The sequence below is a fragment of the Planctomycetota bacterium genome (assembly GCA_033763975.1).
In the GTDB taxonomy this organism is placed as follows: Bacteria; Planctomycetota; Phycisphaerae; order Phycisphaerales; family UBA1924; genus RI-211.
In genome coordinates, this window is sequence record JANRJM010000016.1 from 1 (window position 1) to 19,591 (window position 19,591).

Annotated in this window: 16 protein-coding genes and 1 tRNA gene; 14 read left to right on the top strand and 3 right to left on the bottom strand. The window is 70.3% G+C overall.

What is annotated here, in order from left to right:
- Positions 1 to 186: 186 nt before the first annotated feature.
- A complete protein-coding gene (locus SFY69_09980) occupies positions 187 to 717 on the bottom strand; it encodes an FUN14 domain-containing protein (GenBank protein ID MDX2132369.1) in 531 nt (176 codons plus the stop codon).
- Positions 718 to 922: 205 nt separating this feature from the next.
- Between SFY69_09980 and rpsT the strand changes: the two genes are divergently transcribed.
- The 11 genes from rpsT to phnX all read left to right on the top strand — a co-directional run bounded on the left by rpsT (position 923) and on the right by phnX (position 11,060).
- Entirely contained in the window at positions 923 to 1,207 is a 285-nt protein-coding gene (rpsT, locus tag SFY69_09985) for a 30S ribosomal protein S20 (protein MDX2132370.1), read from the top strand.
- Positions 1,208 to 1,300: 93 nt separating this feature from the next.
- Entirely contained in the window at positions 1,301 to 2,059 is a 759-nt protein-coding gene (locus tag SFY69_09990) for a CPBP family intramembrane glutamic endopeptidase (GenBank protein MDX2132371.1), read from the top strand.
- A gap of 184 nt (positions 2,060 to 2,243) precedes the next feature.
- Positions 2,244 to 2,567: a hypothetical protein gene (locus tag SFY69_09995; GenBank protein MDX2132372.1), complete on the top strand. Its 324-nt coding sequence runs from the start codon at positions 2,244 to 2,246 to the stop codon at positions 2,565 to 2,567.
- 93 nt (positions 2,568 to 2,660) lie between these two features.
- Positions 2,661 to 2,735: transfer RNA gene (locus SFY69_10000), tRNA-Glu, on the top strand.
- A gap of 256 nt (positions 2,736 to 2,991) precedes the next feature.
- Entirely contained in the window at positions 2,992 to 6,456 is a 3,465-nt protein-coding gene (locus SFY69_10005) for a PAS domain S-box protein (protein MDX2132373.1), read from the top strand.
- The gene (locus SFY69_10010) at positions 6,456 to 6,887 is read left to right on the top strand and encodes a response regulator transcription factor (protein MDX2132374.1); all 432 of its coding nucleotides are present in this window, start codon (positions 6,456 to 6,458) and stop codon (positions 6,885 to 6,887) included. The genes SFY69_10005 and SFY69_10010 overlap by 1 nt, the downstream gene beginning before the upstream one ends.
- Positions 6,871 to 7,293, top strand: a complete 423-nt coding sequence (locus SFY69_10015; protein MDX2132375.1) for a response regulator transcription factor — start codon at positions 6,871 to 6,873, stop codon at positions 7,291 to 7,293. The genes SFY69_10010 and SFY69_10015 overlap by 17 nt, the downstream gene beginning before the upstream one ends.
- Before the next feature lie 86 nt (positions 7,294 to 7,379).
- Entirely contained in the window at positions 7,380 to 7,562 is a 183-nt protein-coding gene (locus SFY69_10020) for a PLDc N-terminal domain-containing protein (protein ID MDX2132376.1), read from the top strand.
- A 182-nt stretch (positions 7,563 to 7,744) separates the two neighbouring features.
- A complete protein-coding gene (locus tag SFY69_10025) occupies positions 7,745 to 9,073 on the top strand; it encodes a DUF5690 family protein (GenBank protein ID MDX2132377.1) in 1,329 nt (442 codons plus the stop codon).
- Positions 9,070 to 10,224, top strand: a complete 1,155-nt coding sequence (locus tag SFY69_10030; GenBank protein MDX2132378.1) for a TIGR03364 family FAD-dependent oxidoreductase — start codon at positions 9,070 to 9,072, stop codon at positions 10,222 to 10,224. Before SFY69_10025 ends, SFY69_10030 begins: the two co-directional genes overlap by 4 nt.
- Positions 10,221 to 11,060, top strand: coding sequence for a phosphonoacetaldehyde hydrolase (phnX, locus tag SFY69_10035; protein ID MDX2132379.1), 840 nt, complete (start codon positions 10,221 to 10,223; stop codon positions 11,058 to 11,060). The genes SFY69_10030 and phnX overlap by 4 nt, the downstream gene beginning before the upstream one ends.
- Positions 11,061 to 11,074: 14 nt before the next feature.
- Here the strand turns inward: phnX and SFY69_10040 are convergent, their stop codons facing one another.
- Together SFY69_10040 and SFY69_10045 are read right to left on the bottom strand one after the other, a co-directional pair.
- Positions 11,075 to 12,352 (bottom strand): hypothetical protein, encoded by a 1,278-nt coding sequence (locus SFY69_10040; protein ID MDX2132380.1) that lies wholly within the window; start codon positions 12,350 to 12,352, stop codon positions 11,075 to 11,077.
- 242 nt (positions 12,353 to 12,594) lie between these two features.
- Complete coding sequence (locus SFY69_10045; protein ID MDX2132381.1) at positions 12,595 to 16,095, bottom strand: hypothetical protein; 3,501 nt, start codon at positions 16,093 to 16,095, stop codon at positions 12,595 to 12,597.
- Positions 16,096 to 16,359: 264 nt separating this feature from the next.
- Here SFY69_10045 and SFY69_10050 point away from each other — a divergent pair, with 264 nt between their 5' ends.
- The 3 genes from SFY69_10050 to SFY69_10060 all read left to right on the top strand — a co-directional run bounded on the left by SFY69_10050 (position 16,360) and on the right by SFY69_10060 (position 19,572).
- Entirely contained in the window at positions 16,360 to 17,277 is a 918-nt protein-coding gene (locus SFY69_10050) for a prepilin-type N-terminal cleavage/methylation domain-containing protein (GenBank protein MDX2132382.1), read from the top strand.
- Positions 17,278 to 17,340: 63 nt separating this feature from the next.
- Positions 17,341 to 18,684, top strand: a complete 1,344-nt coding sequence (locus SFY69_10055; GenBank protein ID MDX2132383.1) for an aspartate aminotransferase family protein — start codon at positions 17,341 to 17,343, stop codon at positions 18,682 to 18,684.
- A 60-nt stretch (positions 18,685 to 18,744) separates the two neighbouring features.
- Positions 18,745 to 19,572: a BtpA/SgcQ family protein gene (locus tag SFY69_10060; GenBank protein MDX2132384.1), complete on the top strand. Its 828-nt coding sequence runs from the start codon at positions 18,745 to 18,747 to the stop codon at positions 19,570 to 19,572.
- Positions 19,573 to 19,591: the final 19 nt, after the last annotated feature.

The window sequence follows — 19,591 nt, forward strand, 5'->3', positions numbered from 1 at the left end:
GCGGTGGTGGCGGCTACGGCGGCGGCGGCGGTGGCGGCGGCTACGGCGGCGGCGGTGGCGGCCGGGGCGGCGGCGGCGGTGGCGGCGGTCGCCGCAGCGGCGGGTGGTAAACCCGACGTTCGCCCGCGGCTCTCCGCGTGCATTCAACCTTTCGCGGGCCGGGATTTTCCCGGCCCGTTTTCGTTTCTACGCCCGCCTCGCCCCGACGATCAGCCCCAGCGTCCCCGACACCCCTGACGGGAGCACCGTCGCCAACGCCTCTTTCGCACGCTCTGACCACGCCTGCGCCTGCTCCAATGCCTCCTGGGCTTCCTGTTCCATCCCACCTAGTTCGAAACTGATTACGCCCGCGGCTCGGAGCGCGAACAGCCCCACGACCACCAGCACCGCCAGAATCACCGCCAGCTTGATCACCTTCCGGACGACGTAGCCCACGAAGTACGCCCCCACGAAGCTCAGCCCGATCGCGAACGCGGTGGGGGCGTAGGCCGCTAGGGACGCTTCCGACGCCGATGGTGAGGGTGTGCCGGTCGCGGCGGGGGCCGACGCGAACCCGCTGGCGCCCGCCGCGCGACCGGTTCCGCCGGCGGGCTCGGCGTGCAACGACGTGAACGCCCACCACCCGCCGGCCAACAGCGTCAGGCCGATTGCGACCGCGAGCCAGGTGGACCCGAACAGGGAGTGGCGGGAGGCCTTCGGGGGCGGGGCGTCGGTCATGGTCCAAGTGAAGGCGCGGTAGGGCGTGAGCGTCCGACAACCCCCGCACGCTGGCCGCGGACCGGAAGGCACTTGATTCTCGCCGGGGGCACGCGAACCATGTAGACCCGTCCGGCTCCGGCGAGCCGGCGTTCATCCGTTCACGTGGGTCGCGGGCGCAGGGCGTCCGCGGCAGGTCCGCTCGAAGGTACTGGAACCCCGATCCATGGCACACAGCCGCACCGCCAAGAAGCGCGTCCGTCAGAACCTGCAGCACCGGGCACGCAACAAGTGGCGGCTGATCACGATGCGCACGGCGATCAAGGAACTGCAGGAGGTCCTGCTCCACGGCAGCCCCGCGGACGCCGCCGCGTCGTTCAAGAAGGTGTCGCGGATCATCGATCGCACGGCGTCGGTGGGCGTGATCCACAAGAACCAGGCGTCGCGTCGCAAGAGCCGCCTCGCGGCGAAGGTGAAGGCGAAGCAGAAGGGCGCGCCCGCCGCCGGCTGAGCCGTCCGAACCCGCGCGAGCGGCGTTCGATCGATCTGAATGTGAAGGCCGCGCGAGCCCCGGGCGTCGCGTCGATTGCTACGCTCGCATCGCATGGGGCGACCGGACACTGTTTCGCGCGGCGCGGTGGCACGCTCGTACGCGCTCGCTTCCACCCGCCCGCTGCACGTGCTGGTGTTTCTGACCCCGCTGCTGGCGCTCTACGAGCTGGGCTCGATGCTGTACCTGTCCGAGGTCGCGCGGGGCGTCGATACGATCGGCGCGCGCGGGATCCTGGCGTCGGTGTTCGAGAACTTCGGCGTCGCGAGCCTGCACGTCCCGCCGATCGCGTTGAGCGTGGTGCTCATCGCCTGGCACCTGCTGCTGCGCGATCCGTGGCGTGTCCGGGCGCGCGTGGTGGGGGGGATGGCGGCCGAGTCCGCGCTCTGGGCGCTCCCGCTGCTGGTCTTCAGCCTCGTGCTCGCGCGCGGCGCCCCCGCCATGGGCGTTGACACCCCGCTCGCCGCCTTCTCGTGGCAGGCGAAACTGACGGTCTCGATCGGCGCGGGCGTGTACGAGGAACTGCTCTTCCGCCTGCTGCTCATCACCGGGATGCACTTCCTGCTGGTCGACGTGTTCCGCATCCCCGAGCGGGCGGCCCTCGTCAGCGCGGGCGTGGCCTCGGCGGTCGCGTTCACGCTCTATCACAACATCCGCGCACCCTCCGGCGCGCTCGACCTCCGGCTGGTGCTGTTCTATGGCGTGGCGGGGGCGTACTTCGCGGGGCTGTTCATCACGCGCGGGTTCGGGATCGTGGTGGCAACCCACGCGGTGTACGACATCGTCGCGCTGCTGGCCTTCGACCGCGAATAGTCGGGATATGTGCGGGTTGCACGAAGATGGGTGTTCACCCGATGGCGGGCGGAATTCCGATAGAGCGGGGGTCTCGCTCGCTATACTGGAAGTGTTTACGGAGCGTGAACTTTCGGGCGGATGATCGCGGCCGCGGGCCGGGGTTCCGCCCTGCTGCGGGGTGTAGCACGAGAGGACGCGACCGATGAGCCTGGGCTTTGCGATCGACGCGCTGTACGACTCCGGGTGGACGATGGCCGAACCCAAGGGCATCGCCCGATTTGCGGACGGCCGCCCGTACCCGAGCCAGGAGCACATCGAGCAGGTGTTCCTCGAGAACGGGTTCTCGCTGTCCGTGCGACACATCCAGTTGTTCGACTGCCACCGGGCGGAATGGCGCGACGGCGCGGGGCAGGCGTGCGGGGCGGTCGTGGGGCAGACGGCCGAAGAGGCCGCCGTCTACGCGCTGTCGCAGCTTCGCCGGCAGATGACCCAGCGTGCCTCGGCGGCGACGTCCGCCGCCCGGTGAATGCCCGGCACGCCCCGACGGCGCGCCCGCCGCACGGTTGACCCGCCCGCTCGCCGCGCTATCCTCGGTCAGCGGCCGCAGCGGGGCCGCCCTGGCCCCATCGTCTAGCCCGGTCTAGGACGTCAGGTTCTCATCCTGAAAACAGGGGTTCGAATCCCCTTGGGGTCACTTGCAACAGCGCCGTGCACACCTCGTGCACGGCGTTTTTCGTTGTTACATTCGGCGGTGCGCCGGCCGTTGACGGGCGCATGAAATCAACATGAATCTCCGGTGCGCCGGTGTTCACGCGCTTTTCCCGCGCCGAACGCGTATGCACGCGCGTGAATCGCCCGTAGACTGTGCCGGTCGACGGAGCCTGACGCGCACGCCGGGGCGCACCGCGCGGGTTGAAATCGCCCCGTCCGACCGGGTTCGACCGGCACTCATGGCACGCGATGCTCACCATGCCCCGCAGTCGTCCACGGCGACCCTGCCCGTCGCAGACGCGGGGTCGCACGACCAGCGACGGCCGCACCCCGCGTTCTTCTGGACAACCGACGGCACCGGCGCGGGCGAGTCGTTCTCTCGCACCTGGCAGGACTTCACGGGCCAGGCGCCGGCGCAGGCCGTCGGCGCCGGGTGGCTCGCGTGCGTGCACGTGCAGGACCGCGCCGAGGTCGAACGCGTCGTGCGCGACGCCCACGCCCGGCGCGAGCCTTTCACCGCAGAGTTCCGCGTGCGGCGGCGCGACGGCGAGTACCGGCGCGTGCACGGGGTGGGACATCCGACGCTCGCCCCCGGGCGCACGGGGTTCGCGGTGGTCGCGTTCGAGGTGCACGACGCCGACGACGCGCCGGACGCTTCCGGCGCCGATACCCCGCGCGGCCTGACTGAATCGGGCACGCCGGCCGACGACGCGACCGAGCGCCGCATCGACGAGCGGTTCCGCCTGGCCGCCCAGGCGGTGAACGGGATCATCTACGACTACGACCTCCGAACCGGGCTTGTAGAGCGTTCGCGGGGACTGCGCGAGGTGCTGGGGTACGAAGAGTCCGACGTGCCCTCGACGGCGGCGTGGTGGTACGCGCAGGTGCACCCGGACGATGTTGCGCGGGTGCGCCGCGAGATCGAAGAAACGACGGGCTCGGCGTGCACGGTCGAGTACCGCGTACGGCATCGCGACGGGCGCTGGCTGCGCCTGCAAGACCGGTGCGTGATCTCGCGCGACGCGTCCGGCGCCGCGGCGCGCGTGGTGGGGTGCACCGTAGACGTCACCGATCAACACCGCGCGACGCAGGAACTGCTGGCGAGCGAGACGATCCTGCGGGCGTTCTACGAGCACTCGCCGGTGTGCATGGGCGTGACCGAGCCGCTCGAACACGACGTGCTCCACCTCTACGACAACGCGGCGACGTGCCGCTTCTTCGGGCTGAAAGCCGGCTCGACGATGAACAAGCTGGCGCTGCGCGATCTGGGGGCCAGCCCGGAGATCACGCGCCTGTGGCTCGAGCACTACCGGGCGAGCGCCGCGCGGGGCGAGCCGGTGCACTTCGAGCACCAGTTCGACGGGGGCGAAGAGACGCGATGGTTGTCGGTGACGGTGAGCCCGCTGGGCAAAGGCCCCTCGGGCCGGGAGCGGTTCTGCTACCTGGCGGAGGACACGACGGAGCGCAAGCGCGCCGAGCGCGCACTGCTGGAGCGTGAGCACCAGCTGCGCGTCATGACCGACGGGACGCCCGCGCTGATCGCGTACATCGACACCGAGCGACGGTACCGGTTCGTGAACCGCCAGTACGAGCGCTGGTTCGGCATCCTGCGCGAGCAGACGCTGGGGCGGACGATGGTGGAGGTGCTGGGCCCCGGGCCGGCGAGCGTGCTCGAGCCGCACGTCGAAGCGGCGCTGCGGGGCGAGCCGACGCACTTCGAGACGCGGATCGTGTACCGCGGGCAAGAGCCGCGCTGGATCAACGCGCAATACGTGCCCGACCGCGCCCCCGACGGGCGCGTGCGCGGGTTCTTTGCGCTCGTCGTCGACGTGACGGACAGCAAGTTCGCCGAGATGAGGCTGCGCGAGAGCGAGGAGCGGTTCCGCACGCTGGCCGACAACATTAACCAGTTCGCGTGGATGGCGGACGAGTCCGGGTCGGTCTTCTGGTACAACAAGCGCTGGTACGACTTTACCGGGACGACGCTCGAGCAGATGCAGGGTTGGGGCTGGCGCACGGTGCACCATCCGGACCATGTCGGGCGTGTCGTGGAGAAGTTCACGGACCACATCCGCCGGGGCGTGGCGTGGGAGGACGTCTTCCCGCTGCGATCCAGCGCGGGCGAGTACCGCTGGTTCCTGTCGCGTGCCCACCCCATCCGCGACGCCGACGGCGGCGTGACGCTGTGGTTCGGCACGAACACCGACATCACCAGCCACCGCGAGGCCGAGCAGGCCCTGCGCGACAGCGAAGAACGCAACCGCGCGCTGCTCTCGGTGGTGACGGATGTCCCCTGGGTGACCGACCCGGACGGCAACTTCATCGTGCCCCAGACCGCGTGGGAGAACTACACGGGCCAATCGTGGGAGCAGCACCGCGGGTTCGGGCGTCTGGAAGCGTTCCACCCCGATGATCGCGCGGCCGTCCGCGCCGCCTGGGAGCGTGCCCGCGACAGCAAATCCGTTTACGGCGCCCGCGCGCGGCTGTGGCACGCCGCGTCGCAGCGATACCGGGTAAACATGGCGCGGGGGATGGCGCTGCTCCGCCCCGACGGCGGCGTGCGCGAGTGGGTGGGCAGTTGCACCGACATCGACGATCAGGCGCGCGCCGAGGACCGGCTGCGCCGGGCGGTCGAGGACGCCACCGCGGAACTCGAGCGATCGCACCGGCGCCTGCGGATGTCCGAGCGCATGGCGTCGCTGGGGACGCTCGCCGCCGGGCTCGGGCACGACATGGGCAATCTCCTGGTGCCGATCCGCGTGCGACTGGAGTCGTTCGAGTCGTTCGACCTTCCGGCGGAAGCGCGCCAGGAACTCGCGGGCATCCGGGGCGGGGTGTCGTACCTCCAGAAACTCGCGAGCGGGCTTCGCCTGCTCGCGTCCGAGCCGGCCGCCGTCCCGACGACCCGCGCGACCGAGCTGCACGCGTGGTGGTCGGAGGCGTCGCCGGTGCTCAAGAGCACGCTCCCGCGCGGGGTCACGCTCGAGGGGGAGTTCCCGCAGGGCGAATGCTGGGTGCAGATCCACCACGCGGCACTCATGCAGGCGGTGTTCAACCTCGTGCAGAACGCCGGCGAGGCGATGCGCGACGCCACATCCGGCGAGGTACGCGTCCTGGCGTCTCAGCGCGACGACGAGATCCTCCTGGCCGTGAGCGACACGGGCCCGGGCATGAGCGAGGACGTGCTGGCCCGGTGCATGGAGCCGTTCTTCTCCACCAAGACGCGAGACGTCTCGACCGGGCTCGGGCTGGCGCTCGTGCACGGGCTGGTCAAGCAGGCCGGGGGCGTGGTCGAGCTCGTCTCCGCCCTGGGCCGCGGCACGACGTTCACCCTGCGGCTGAAGCCCGGGTTGCCCGACGTGCCCGCCGTGCCCGTCGGGCGTCGACGCCGCGCCTGCGTCGACATCCGCGACGCGCGGCTTCGGGCGATCATCACCGCCGATCTGCGGCACCTGGCGTTCGATATCGAGCCGAGCGCCCGGAGCGAGGCCGACCTGGTCATCACCGACGCACCGCCCGCGGACGTTCCGCCCGGCGTCCCGACCATCGCGCTCGTGGAGCCGGGCGAGGCGCCGGCCGGGTGCATCGCCATCGGCCTGCGCCCGCGGGTGGAAGTGATCCGCGAGGCCATCCGTCGGGGGGCGAACGGTGCGCCGCGGGCCGTGGCCCCGCCGGTGCCGAGCGCACCAGGGGGCGCCCCGTGATGTCCGGCCCGCCCGCCGACGAGGTCATCAGCGTGCTGTGCGTCGACGACAATCAGTTCGTCGTCGAGGCGATCGCGATGAAGCTCTCGCGCACGAAGGGGTTCTCGTGGAAGGGGGAGCTCTCGCGGGCCGACACGCTCACGGAGACGGTGGTGCGAGACTGCCCGTCGCTGGTGCTGCTCGACATCGACATGCCCGGGCGAGACCCGTTCGAGGCGATCAAGGACCTGGTCGCGCACTGCCCGAGCACCCGGGTGGTGGTCTTCAGCGGGCACGTGCGCCGGGACCTGGTGGAGCGAGCGGTCGATGTCGGAGTCTGGGGGTATGTGTCCAAGAACGACGGCGAGGACGAGCTCCTCGCCGTGCTGCGGCGCGTGTCGAACGCCGAGTTCGCGCTGAGCCCGGAGGTCCAGCGTGTCTATCACCCCTGACGCCGCCGCGGACGCGACGATCCGCGTCCTGGTCATCGACGACTCGCCCGACATCACCGACCTGTTCGCGCGCCTCATCAGCGCGCAGCGCGGGCTGGCGTGCGTGGGCACGCTGCACCACGCCGAGGACCTCGCCGGGCACGCCGCCCGTCTGCGCCCGCACGTCATCGTCCTGGATCTCACGATGCCTGGGAAGGACCCGCTCGACGCCATCGCCGAACTCGAGCGCGCGTGCCCCCAGGTGCGGGTCGTGGGCTTCAGCGGGTACGACTCGCCCCGTATGGCGGACGCGGTGCTGAACGCGGGCGGCTGGGGGCTGATCTCCAAGCACGGCGAGGTGGCCGACGTGATCGAGGCGATCCGCGACGTCGCGAGCGGAGAGGTCGTCGTGCGGCGGGGCGTCTGATCCGCGCCCGCGTGACACGCTTCTCACACCGCTCTTACCCGTGGTTCGCGCATCGCCCGCATGCTCTCCCGTTAAGGAGGCTGCCTGTGACGCTGTACACGATCCTTGGTGTGATTCACTTCATTCTCTTCATCATCGCGGCGTTCGAGATCATCGCGTCCGGGAAGTCGCTGGGCGCCAAGGTCCTCTGGCTGCTGGTCATCCTGCTGCTGCCGATCATCGGGCTGATCATCTATTACCTGATGGGACGCAGTGCGAAGACCATCTGATCTGCCGTGCATGTCGTGCGCCCGGGCGGGCACCGCGCCGTCCGCCGCGCGGAACCCTGCCGGTGCGCTAGAAATGCGCAAAGATCCTCCGGCTGTGCGCATCGGCCCCCCCAGCGGGGGCGGGCCCCGCACGTCCCGCTAGACTGGCCTCCCCGCGCCACGTGGGCGCGTCCGGAGGTTTCATGCTGCGCACCCGGCTCGAGCGTTCGCCCGCCATCGCCACCGTGCTCTTCGCCATGGCGGTGTCGTTCACCACCTACCTCTGCATGTACGCGTTCCGCAGGCCGTTCACCGCGGGCACGTTCGCCGACCTCACGTTCCTGGGCACGGGGATCAACGCCAAGACCGCGTATGTCATCAGCCAGTTGCTCGGGTACACGGTGTCGAAGTACATCGGCGTCAAGATCTGCTCCGAGATGACCCGTTCGCGCCGTGCCGCGGCCCTCGTGCTCCTCATCGCCATCGCGCAGGTCACGCTCGTGCTGTTCGCCGTGCTGCCCAAGGACCTCAAGGCGCTCGCCATGTTCGCCAACGGGCTGCCGCTGGGCATGGTCTGGGGGCTGGTCGTGTGGTATCTCGAAGGACGGCGAGCGTCCGAGGCGCTGCTCGCCGGGCTCTCGTGCTCGTTCATCGTGGGCAGCGGCATCGTCAAGGACGTCGGACGCTGGGTCATGTCCGACCTGGGCGCGAGCGAGGCCTGGATGCCCGCCGTCACCGGCGCGCTCTTCCTGCTCCCCTATCTCCTCAGCGTGTTCCTGCTGAACCAGGTGCCCGAGCCCACCGCCGCGGACGTGGCGGCCCGGGTGCAGCGCGCCCCGATGAACGCGAGCGACCGCTGGGCCTTCGTGCGACGCTTCGCGCCGGGCCTGTTCATGCTCTTCCTGCTCTACTTCTTCCTCACCGCCTACCGCGACTACCGCGACAACTACGCCGTCGAGGTGCTGGGTCAGCTCGGCTACGCCGACGTCAAGGCGATCTTCACGAAGACCGAGATGCCCATCGCCTTCGGCGTCATGGGCACGCTTGCGCTGCTCAGCCTCGTCAAGAACAACCGCTCCGGGCTGCTGGTGGCGCTCGGCATCATGGGCTTCGGCGTCGCGCTCATGGGCGGGGCGACGCTCTTGCTCGACGCCGGCGCGATCTCCGGGCTGCTCTGGATGATCCTGGTCGGCATGGGCGCGTACCTCTGCTACGTGCCGTACGGCTCGGTGCTCTTCGACCGTCTCATGGCCTGCACGGGCTTCGTGGGCACCGCGGTGTTCGCGATCTACATGGCCGACGCGCTCGGGTACACCGGCTCGGTCGCCGTGCAGCTCTACAAGGACCTGGGGGCGGGCGACATGAGCCGCCTGGGCTTCCTCAGGTACATGACGTACGGCGTGTCGGCGCTGGGCGTGCTCATGATCGCCGGGTCGGGCGTCTACTTCGGGGGCATCTCGCGTCGGGCGCGCGACGCCGCTCCGCCCGCGGGCGCTTCCGCGCTGGGCGCGGCCCAGGGTGCGCGTCCGTGACGCCCCGGTACGACGTCGCGATCATCGGCGCGGGGATCATCGGGCTCGCGCACGCGTACGAAGCCGCCCGGCACGGGCTGCGGACCGTGGTGTACGAGCGTTCCCCGCGATGCGAGGGGGCGTCGATCCGCAACTTCGGCATGGTCTGGGTCGTCGGGCAGACGCCCGGGGAGAACCTCGCCCGCGCCAAGGTCGGGCGCGAGACCTGGCTTCATCTGTGCCGCGAGGCCGATCTGTGGCACGACGCGTCGGGAAGCCTGCACCTCGCGACGCACGAGGACGAACTGGACGTGCTGCGCGAGTTCGCCGAGCGCGGGCCCGGCCTCGGGTACGACGTGCGCCTGCTCGACCGCGGCGCGGTGGCGGCGATCAGCCCCGCCGCCCGGCGCGACACCGTGCTCGCCGGGCTCTACAGCGCCACGGAGGTCTGCGTCGATTCGCCCCGCGCCATCGCGGGCCTCGCCCGGCACCTCGCGTCGCGCTACCGCGTGGAGTTCCGCTGGAACGAGCGCGTCTCGCGCATCGAACACCCGGCGGTGCACAGCGCGTCGCGCGAGGGGGCGCACGTGGCCGAGGCCGCCCGCGTGCTCGTGTGCGCGGGGCACGAGATCGAAGAGCTCTTCCCGGGGGCCCTCGCGGGCACGGGCGTGCGCCGCTGCAAGCTCCAGATGATGGCCTTGGAGGCCCCGCCCCCGTCCTGGAAACTGGGCCCGATGATCGCCGGCGGGCTCACGCTGCGGCACTACGAGAACTTCGCGGTGTGCCCGTCGCTGCCCCGGGTGCGGTCCCGCATCGCGCGCGACACGCCCGACCTCGACCGCTACGGCATCCACGTCCTCGCCTCGCAGCACAGCACCGGCGAGATCATCGTCGGCGACAGCCACGAGTACGACGCCGACATCACGCCCTTCGACAACGCGACGATCGACGACCTCATCCTCGCCGAGCTGCGTCGCCTGGTGGATCTACCCTCGTGGCGCGTCGTGCGCCGCTGGCACGGGCTGTATTCCAAGCTCCCCGGGCGTACCGTCTTCGTGGACGAGCCGCGCCCGGGCGTGCGCCTCGTGTGCGCCGCCGGCGGCGCCGGCATGACCATGGCATTCGCCCTCGCCCGCGAGTGGTGGGGCGGCATCGGAGGAGACACACCATGACGACCGACTCCATCGTGCGCGGGGGCACCACCCCCGCCTCCGCCCCGCGAACCATCAAGGCGCTCGTGCTTGACTGGGCGGGCACCACCGTCGACTTCGGCTCGTGCGCGCCCGCCGCGACGTTCGTCGAGGCCTTCGCGCAGCACGGCGTCACCATCACGCAGGCCGACGCGCGGGCGCCGATGGGCATGGCGAAGCGCGACCACATCGCCGCGATCGCCCGCACGCCCGGCGCCACCGCCCAGTGGAGCGCGAAGCACGGGCGGCCCTTCGGCGAAGGCGACATCGACGCGATCTACGCCACGTTCCTGCCCCTGCAGGAAGCCTGCGTCGAGAGGTTCAGCGAGGTGATCCCCGGCGCGCTCGAGATGCTCGCGTGGATGCGCTCGCGCAGCATCCGCGTCGGCTCGGCCACCGGGTACACCCGCCCCATCATGGACCGCGTGATGGCGGCCGCCACGCGCCAGGGCTTCGAGGTGGATTGCATGCTCTGCGCCACGGACATCGAGCACGGGCGCCCGCATCCGTGGATCGTCTTCGAGAACATGCGCCGCCTGAACGTCTACCCCCCGGCGGCGGTCGTCGTCGTCGATGACACCGTGGTCGGCGTGCAGTCGGGCGTCAACGCCGGCGCCTGGGCCGTGGGCGTCGTGGCGTCGGGCAACCTCGTCGGCCTCGACCAGAAGTCGTTCGAGCACCTCCCCGACGCGGAGCGCACGCGCCGCATCGCCGACGCGCGCCGGACGCTGCTCGACGCCGGAGCGCACTTCGTGATCGACACCGTCGCCGACCTGCCTGAAGTGGTCCGCCGGATCGAGGCGATGCCGCGGAACTAGCCTCCGTCCCGTCCTTAGGGGCACGGCGCGCCGGCGACGACCTGCTCCAGGGCCGCGATGTCGTCCTGGTCGACGTTGCCGTCGCCATTGAAGTCCGGGTCCTGCGCCGAGCACGACGCGTCGCCCGCGACGACCTGGGTGAGGCACGCGATGTCGTCCTGATCGACGTTGCCGTCGAGGTTGAAATCGGGCTCGCAGGCCGGGGCCATCGGCGAGACCCACAGGATCGCGTCGCTGGTGAACGCCGGGCCGGGCGTGACGGCGATGCCCGCGACGTACCAGTTCACGCCGTCGTTCCAGATGCCCAGCGCGTTGGAGCGGAGGTAGCCGGTCGGGAGCACGTCGTGCAGGTTCTCGAAGCTGCCCGGCGTGCCGCTCCACACCAGCGCGCGGTAGTCGCTGCCGGCCATGCGCGCGTTGCCGGCCTGTCGTCCGTCGTAGGTGGCGATGGCCATGCCGTCGCGCCAGCCGGCGGGCAGGAGATCGACGTACGAATCGGCCGAACCGGTCCAGAGGGCCGGGTGCGAGATGCCCCCGCTCGCCGGGCCGTAGATTGCCCAGCCCGCCTGCTGGCCGTTGTGGGCGCCCAGCACCGCGGAGACCGAGATCTCCGGGACCTGCACGGGGTGCATGTCGACCCAGGACTCGGGCGTACCGCGCCACAGGCTCGCGTGCGAGAACCCGACCGACGCGTACCCCGCCTGCGTCTCGCCGTCGAGCGCCGTGATGATCGACTGCGTCGGGCCCGTGGGGTGCAGGCTGATGTAGCTCGCGGGCGTGCCCGTCCACAGGGCGGCCCTGGGCACGCCGTTCACCGTGACCCACCCAGCCTGCGTGGTGCTGTCCGCCGCGAGCGCGCGGGACTGCTCGAAGCCCGGCGGATGAAGGTCGACGTAGCTCTGGGGCGTTCCGCTCCACATCGCCGCCAGCGAGAAGTCGTCGCCCTCGTCGTTCACCACCGCGATGTACCCGACCTGCACGCCGGCGTGCGCGCCCAGCGCGGCCGACGCGAACAGGTTCGGCACGCCCGCGGGCGAGAGGTTGACGTACGACCCGGGCGAGCCGGACCACACCGCCGCCTGCGTCTCGCCGTTCACCACGACGATCCCCACCTGTTGCCCGGCGTGCACGCCGTACGCCTGCGAGGTGACGAGCCCGGGCGCGGTCGGTTCGAGATTGATGGCGGTCCACTGGCCCATCGCGGCGTACGCGGGGCACGCCGCCGCGAGCAAGGCGAAGAGGCGGGCGCGATCCGGTCGCGCGAGGGCAAACGTGCGGCGAGTTGAACGCATGGCGGCCTCCGGTGCGGGGCGCACGCCAGCGCTCCCGCGCTGCGCACCCCGGCGAACATGAACGTACCGCCGGACGCGTCGTTGGCAAGGCGAACCGCGTCGGTCGACGAAAACGAGGGAAACCTGTCGTTGGCGGTCGTCGCGCGCGTCGATCGCACAAAAAGAAAAGGGCCCCGGCGCGTTCGCCGGGGCCCAGAGTGCTGTCAGAGCGAGACGTGCTCTCTCAGGACGTGCGAGTCAGGTTAGGGGCAGGCGGAGCCGGCCACGACCTGCTCGAGAGCCGAGATGTCGTCCTGATCGACGTTGCCGTCGCGGTTGAAGTCCGGGTCAGAGCCCGAGCAGGACGGATCACCGGCGACGACGAGCGAGAGGCAGAAGATGTCGTCCTGGTCGACGTTGCCGTCCTGGTTGAAGTCGGGGTCGCACGGCGGGACGCCGACGACACCGGTCAGACGGATGTTGCTGACGACCCACCAGCCGGCGTCCATGTCGACGAAGCGGAAGCGGACGGTGTTCTGCGTGCCGTCGGTGGGGATGTTGACGCTGACGGGCTCATCGACCGTGGTGCCCTTGTTGGAGGGGTTCCAGGCGAGGACGGTCTGCCAGGAGGTGCCGCCGTTGAAGGAGGCCTGGATCATGCTGTTGTGACCGGGGGCCGCGTCCCAGCCCGAGCGGAAGGAGAGGAAGATCGAGCCCGGGTTGAGCTGGCCGATGGGGAAGTCCGGCGAGGACAGGATCGTGGTGCCGTCGCAGCCGCGAGCGTCGAAGTCGGAGACGAAGACGGTGGGAGCGCCGTGCTGGTAGCGGTTGCCGCCGCCGCCCGCGCGGGCCCAGGCCTCGGTGGTCCAGGCGTTCCAGCCGTAGAAGTCATCGCCGGGGGTGCAGTTCACGAGCCCGCTGTTGTCGACGGCGTAGTTGGGGTTCTGCTCCGTGACGGTCGAGAAGTAGAAGCACTGCGCGACGGGGGGCAGCTCGGTCGGGGGCGCCGACAGGTTCGGGACGTTCTCGAAGTCCTCGGTGAAGACGTTCGAGCCGTTGACCTGCACGACGACGTTGTCGATCGCCCACCACCAGTCGTTGCGGGACTCGATGAGGCCGATCTCGAACTTCACGTTCTCGGCGCCCGCGGGGATCGACGAGAGCGGGATGTTGACGACCTCGTTGGGGTTGTCGTTGTGGAAGAAGGGGCTCGGCGGGATGAAGATCTGCTGGCCCGACGCCGCACGCCCGCTGTCCGAATCCCAGCGGAAGATCTCGACCGGCGACTGAGGCACGCCGCCGACGGAGTAGGTCGCCTTGATCACGGCGGTCTGGTTGTTGGTGTTGCGGGCGGTGGCCAGGCCCGAGGTCGCGAACAGGCCGGACGTGCCGGGCGTGGTGATGTCGATCGGGAGGGTGAAGGTGTCGGGCCCCGTCACGGTGACGGTGCGAGCGCCGTTGACGGCGGGGACCGAGTCGGTGCCGCCGACGAAGATCACGTCGCCGGTGTTGAGGCCGTGCGGCGCCGACGTGGTGACGGTCGCCGGGTTGCCCGTGCTGATGCTCACGATGGTGCGGACCGCCGACGAGCTGGCGGTGAGGACCTCGGCCGGGACGGTGAAGGTGGTGGGGCTGGTCACGTTGATGCGGACGCGCCCGTTGAGCGTGGGAGCCGAGTTGCTGCCGCTGATGTCGACGTACTTCCCGTCGCGGAAGCCGTGCGGCGTCGCCGTCGTCACGACCGCGGGGTTCGTCGCGCTGATCCCCGTGATCACGGCCGCCGGCGGCAGCGGGCTGCAGGAGTTGCCGTCGTCGAACGCCTCGTCGCGCCAGGACGACACGAAGTTCAGCGACGCGGAGTTCACGGTCTGGGGCAGGCTGATCGCCGGCGTGGTCAGGAACGCGTTGAACTCGGCCTGCCCGTTCGCGAAGTCATCCCACTCGTCAGGATCGGCGATCGCCACGATGCCGTTCGCGAGGGTGAACTCGCTGCGGCGCTGGTTGTCCACGCGCTGCCACCACCAGTCCTTGAACGCGAACGCCCAGCCGCGCCACTCGGGGCGGCCGCACTCGGACGGGCATGCGCCGCACGGAGCCCAGACCGACGTCCAGTCCGTGGGGGGCGACAGCGTCCAGGGCGAGAAGCACGCCGGGAAGTTGTACGTCGGGGCGACGGCCATGAGCGCCTGGTTCGGGGTGAACCCGGCGACGTCGACCGTCGCCTGGCCCTCGAACACGCGGATGTTGTCGATCGCCCACCACCAGTTGTTCCCGCCCGTGTAGCGGAACTTCAGCGTCACGCTCGTGGCGCCGGCCGGCACCACCATCGCGCGAGCGACGAGCTCGCCCTCGGCGTCGTCCTTGAAGAACGGCCCGGGGACCGACTCCCAGCGGACCAGGTCGATCACTTCGCCCGTGTTGTACTCGGCCACGACCGACGCGGTCTGGGGAGCCTCCCAGCGCCACGACGAGTCGAACGCCAGCACGAGGACGTTGCCCGAGCGACCGGAGATGTCGATCGCCGGCGTCGCCAGCGTCGTGTCCAGCCCGCCGCCCGAGCTCGCCAGGTCATCGAACGCGTCGCCGTCGGCGACCGCGATGCGCCCGGACGAGTTCACGAAGTTCGTGCCGTTGCCCTCGACGCAGTTCCAGAAGGAACGCTCGACGAACGACCAGCCGCGCCAGTCCGGCACGCCGCCCGACGCCGGGCTCGCGACGGTCACGCTGGTGCCGCCGGGGCCGGTGTGGGTGTAGGTGTTCACGCCGCAGTACGTGTTGGCGCACGTCGCCGGCGGGATCTCGTGCACCGGGGGGAGCAGCGGGACCGCGTCGAAGTTCTCGGCGAAGACGTTCGTCGGCGAGCCGCCGACCGTGCCGTCCACCGACAGGTTGTCGATCGCCCACCACCAGTCGTTCGCCGCCTCGATCATGCTGATCTCAAACCGCACCGCCGTCGCCCCCGCCGGGACGTTCAGCCCCGGGAAGCGGTCGGTGCCGTCGCCCGCCGACGCGTTGGTCAGCACGACCATCTCGTTCGTGGCGTCGGGCTTGAAGAAGTTGCCCGGCGCGTTTGACCCGTTGTCCGAATCCCAGCGCATGACCTGCACCGGGGCCTGCTCGACGCCCCCGACCGTGTAGATCGCGCGGATCACCGCGGTCTGGTTGTTCAGGCCGTTCGCGTCGTCGAAGCCCTCGGGACGCCACGACGAGTCGAACTTGAAGGTCAGGCTGCCCGCGTCGATCGTGCTGATGTTGATCACCGGGGTGGTGACGCGCGAGTTCAGGAACCCGCAGTTGTTGTCCGGGTCCCCGCGATCGTCCCACTCGTCGGGATCAACCACGGCGACGTTGCCCGTGCCGAGCGTGAACTGCGTGCGCTGCTGGTCGTCGGTGCGGATGCCCCAGAACGCCTTCGAGGTGATCGACCACCCCTCCCACTCGAACACGCCTTCGGTCGTCGCGCAGTCGGTTTCGCCCGAGGGATCGCAGTCGGACGGGGTTCCGCACTCGAGCGGGTTGCGGCAGGCGTAGGTCTTGGTCGCGCAGGTGTTCCACGTCCAGCCGGTCGGGAACGCGTGCGTGAACGCCGGCGCCGGCGGGGCGCACGCGTTCACAACGGAGGGGTCGCCCGACTGGTTCGTCGGAGCCGCGCCATCAAAGTTCTGCGAGTAGAACGTCGTCTGCGCGAACGCCGTCGTCGTGCAGGCCATGCCCACGACCGCGGCGAGCGCCGCAGCGCTGGGACTACCGGTAATCTTCCGCATCACTCACTCCTTCCCCAAAAAACTATGTGTGCGGAACGTGCCGACGACCGACCGTCCCGACGTAATGAATGTAGACCCCGGTGCACGGCGCAACAATCGCTCGAAGCGCAAAGCTCAAGCAAGGTTGTGTGATGGTTCTGTAAATACGCAGAACTTCACACAGTCTTGATGAAAAAACGCCGCCCCCCGTCCGCGACGTCTTAACAGGCCCGGGTACACTCGTCGGCTTGGCGGCGTCGCGGTCTGCGCGCCCGAGGAGGCACTGTGCGAAACGCGATTCGATTCCGGCACGGACACCCGGGATTTACTCTGATCGAGCTGCTCGTGGTCATTGCCGTGATCGCGCTGCTCATCGGCATCCTCCTCCCCGCACTCGGCTCGGCCCGTGCGTCGGGCCGCCAGGTGGTGTGCGCGAGCAACCAGCGCACCATCTACAGCATCATCTTCGCGTACGCCGCCGACCACAAGGACCACCACCACGCCAAGCGCCTCAACTACGGCGCTCGGTTTCTGCGGATCAACCAGAACGGACCCTACCAGCCCACCAACCTGCGCCTCGTTCGCCCCTACGTCATCGACTACACCTCGGACGGCGGGCCGCCGGACGTGGCGTACTGGGGCAACATCTACGATCCGTACTTCGACATCAGCGTCGACCCCGAGTGGTACACGGCCCGCATGCCCTGGCCGTCGCAGGAAAACCCGCCTTTCCCGGGCTGGAAGTTCTGGCGCTGCCCCGAGGCCAAGACCATCGATCCCTACCCCGCGGGCACCAACTTCAGCCCCGATCACTACTACCAGACGTACGGCTTCAACGGCGTGGATGACCGGATCGACTCCGCCACCAACCGCCCGGCCGCTACGTGGTTCCGCAGGCAGTTCGTCGCGCAGTACAACCGCGTCATCTCGGTTCCTCAGCGTGTCAGCAGCGTCCTCCAGCCCTCCGCGATCATCATCTTCCAGGACGCCTTCGAGCACATGCTCGACGCCAACGGCGACACGCTGAACGACCTGACGCAGTACAACCCCGACGTTGACAACGGCGATCCTCGCTTCCGCAACTGGCAGAAGGAGTACTTCCGCCATAACGCCGGCTGCAACTCCGCGTGGGGCGACGGGCACGTCAAGGCCATCGGCAAGGTCAACATCGACGACTCCCTGCCGTGGTACACCGGCCTGTAGACCCGCCCAAGACCCCGCACAGGTCGCTCGGCTCAGGTTTCCAAGTTGCTGTCGAATAGTAACATGCAGCGACGCCCCGATGTTTCCGAGGGGGATGTCAACGCCACTCCCGCGCGCTTGTCCTTTCAGCAACGCGTCTTGAGTGACGACGCTCGCAGCCTCCTCGACCGCGACGAGCGCCATTTCCTCCGCCAGTCGCTCTCGACGCCCTGCATCACCGCGCTCGCCGGCGTCCGCGGCTCGACGCTGGTCGATGTCCAAGGCCGCGAGTACCTCGACTTCCACGGCAACAGCGCGCACCAGGTCGGGCACGGGCATCCGCGGGTGGTCGAGGCGATCACCCGGCAACTGCACGACCTGCCGTTCTGTCCGCGCCGCTACACCAACGAGCCTGCCGTGCGCCTCGCCGAGGCGCTCGCCGCGCTGACCGGCGGGGCGCTCCCCAAGGTGCTCCTGGCCCCCGGTGGGGGGGCGGCGATGGGCATCGCCATGAAGTTGGCGCGCGTGGCGACCGGACGCTTCAAGTTCGTCTCGATGTGGGGCGCCTTCCACGGCGCGGGGCTCGACACTATCTCCATCGGTGGCGAAGGCGTCTTCCGACGCGATGCCGGCCCGTTGCTCCCGGGGTGCGAGCACGTCGCGCCGTTCGCCCCGTCGGCCTGTGCACTCGGCTGCGCCGGCGTGTGCTCGCTCGCGTGCGCCGCACAGGTCGAGGACGTGCTTGCCCGCGAGGGCGATGTCGCGGCGGTGTTCGCCGAGCCCGTCCGCTGCACGACCGTCGAGGTGCCGCCCGCGGCCTACTGGCAGCGCATCCGGGCGGCGTGCGACCGGCACGGGGCTTTGCTGGTGTTCGATGAGATCCCGACGTGCCTGGGGCGCACCGGGCGGATGTTCGCGTTCGAGCATTTCGGCGTGACGCCGGACATCCTGGTGATGGGCAAGGGCCTGGGCGGGGGCATCGTGCCGCAGGCCGCGGTGCTGGCGCGGGGCGCGCTCGACGCCGCCCCGCACGGCGCGCTGGGGCACTACACGCACGAGAAGAGCCCGCTGGGCTGCGCGGCGGCGCTGGCCACGCTCGACGTGCTGCGCGACGAGGACCTCGTGTCCCGCAGCGCGCGGGCCGGCGAGGCCTGGCGGGCGAGCCTGCGCGAGCGGCTCGCGCCCACCGGCCTGCTCCGCGAGGTGCGGGGCGTGGGCCTGCTTGTCGGGGTCGAGCTCCGCGTCCCCGCGGGCGGCTCGACGGTCGAACTCTGCGACCGGGTGCTGTACGCCTGCCTCGAGCGGGGCCTGAACTTCAAGGTGTCGGACGGGCGGGTGCTCACGCTCACGCCGCCGCTGACGGTCACGGACGACGAGCTCGCCCGGGCGACCGAGATCATCCGGGCGTCGCTGCTCGAGGCACGATGACGCCCGGGGCGGGCGTGCCCGGATGCGCCGGCGTCGGTACGGGCTCGCTACGCTCGGCGCATGCCTGAGTTTCTGCCGCCCCGTGCGCTGATCGGGATGATCCATGTGCGGGCCCTGCCCGGCTCGCCGTTCGCGCGCCACACGCCGGACGCCATCACGCAGACAGCCGTGGGCGAGGCGCGCACGCTGGCGGCTGCGGGGTTCGACGCGCTGCTGATCGAGAACATGCACGACCGCCCGTACGCGAGCGCCCCGCACGCCCCGCACACGGTGGCGCTGATGACGCGGATCGGCCTGGCGGTTCGGGAGGCGACCCCGAAACTGCCGCTGGGTGTGCAGATCCTGTCGCTTGGAGAGAAGGAGGCCCTGTCGGTTGCGCTCGCGTGCAACGCCTCGTTCATCCGCGTGGAGAACTTCGTGTACGCGCACGTCGCGGACGAGGGGCTGCTGGGGCAGGCGGTCGCGCCGAGTCTGCTCCGCTACCGGCGGGAGATCGGTGCGGAGCGCGTGCGGATCTTCGCGGACATCAAGAAGAAGCACGCGTCGCACGCGCTGACCGCCGACCTGACGCTCGCCGACGCCGCCCACGCCGCGGCGTTCTTCGGCGCCGACGGGCTGATCGTGACGGGCGGCTTCACGGGGCGAGCGCCGGAGGCGGCGGACGTCGAGGCCTGCGCGGGGGCGGTGCGGCTGCCGGTGCTGCTCGGCAGCGGCGTGACGCCCCGGAACCTGCCCGGGCTCTTCCGTCACGCCTCGGGGGCGATCGTGGGCTCGTCGATCAAGCGGGGCGGCGTGTGGTCGAACGCGCTCGACCCGGCCCGGTGCCGCGAACTCGTGCGGGCGCGCGACGGAATCTCCGCCGCGCCGGGGCGGCGCGGGAAGCGGTGATCGACCGGCGGGCCGCTGG

What these genes read in the sequence shown, in the direction of transcription:
- SFY69_09995 (MDX2132372.1), top strand. Translation starts at nt 2,244, where the DNA reads ATGAGCCTGGGCTTTGCGATCGACGCGCTGTACGACTCCGGGTGGACG.
- SFY69_10025 (MDX2132377.1), top strand. Translation starts at nt 7,745, where the DNA reads ATGCTGCGCACCCGGCTCGAGCGTTCGCCCGCCATCGCCACCGTGCTC.
- SFY69_09990 (MDX2132371.1), top strand. Translation starts at nt 1,301, where the DNA reads ATGGGGCGACCGGACACTGTTTCGCGCGGCGCGGTGGCACGCTCGTAC.
- SFY69_10055 (MDX2132383.1), top strand. Translation starts at nt 17,341, where the DNA reads ATGCAGCGACGCCCCGATGTTTCCGAGGGGGATGTCAACGCCACTCCC.
- SFY69_10040 (MDX2132380.1), bottom strand. Translation starts at nt 12,352, where the DNA reads ATGCGTTCAACTCGCCGCACGTTTGCCCTCGCGCGACCGGATCGCGCC.
- SFY69_09980 (MDX2132369.1), bottom strand. Translation starts at nt 717, where the DNA reads ATGACCGACGCCCCGCCCCCGAAGGCCTCCCGCCACTCCCTGTTCGGG.
- SFY69_10010 (MDX2132374.1), top strand. Translation starts at nt 6,456, where the DNA reads ATGTCCGGCCCGCCCGCCGACGAGGTCATCAGCGTGCTGTGCGTCGAC.
- phnX (MDX2132379.1), top strand. Translation starts at nt 10,221, where the DNA reads ATGACGACCGACTCCATCGTGCGCGGGGGCACCACCCCCGCCTCCGCC.
- SFY69_10060 (MDX2132384.1), top strand. Translation starts at nt 18,745, where the DNA reads ATGCCTGAGTTTCTGCCGCCCCGTGCGCTGATCGGGATGATCCATGTG.
- rpsT (MDX2132370.1), top strand. Translation starts at nt 923, where the DNA reads ATGGCACACAGCCGCACCGCCAAGAAGCGCGTCCGTCAGAACCTGCAG.
- SFY69_10005 (MDX2132373.1), top strand. Translation starts at nt 2,992, where the DNA reads ATGGCACGCGATGCTCACCATGCCCCGCAGTCGTCCACGGCGACCCTG.
- SFY69_10045 (MDX2132381.1), bottom strand. Translation starts at nt 16,095, where the DNA reads ATGCGGAAGATTACCGGTAGTCCCAGCGCTGCGGCGCTCGCCGCGGTC.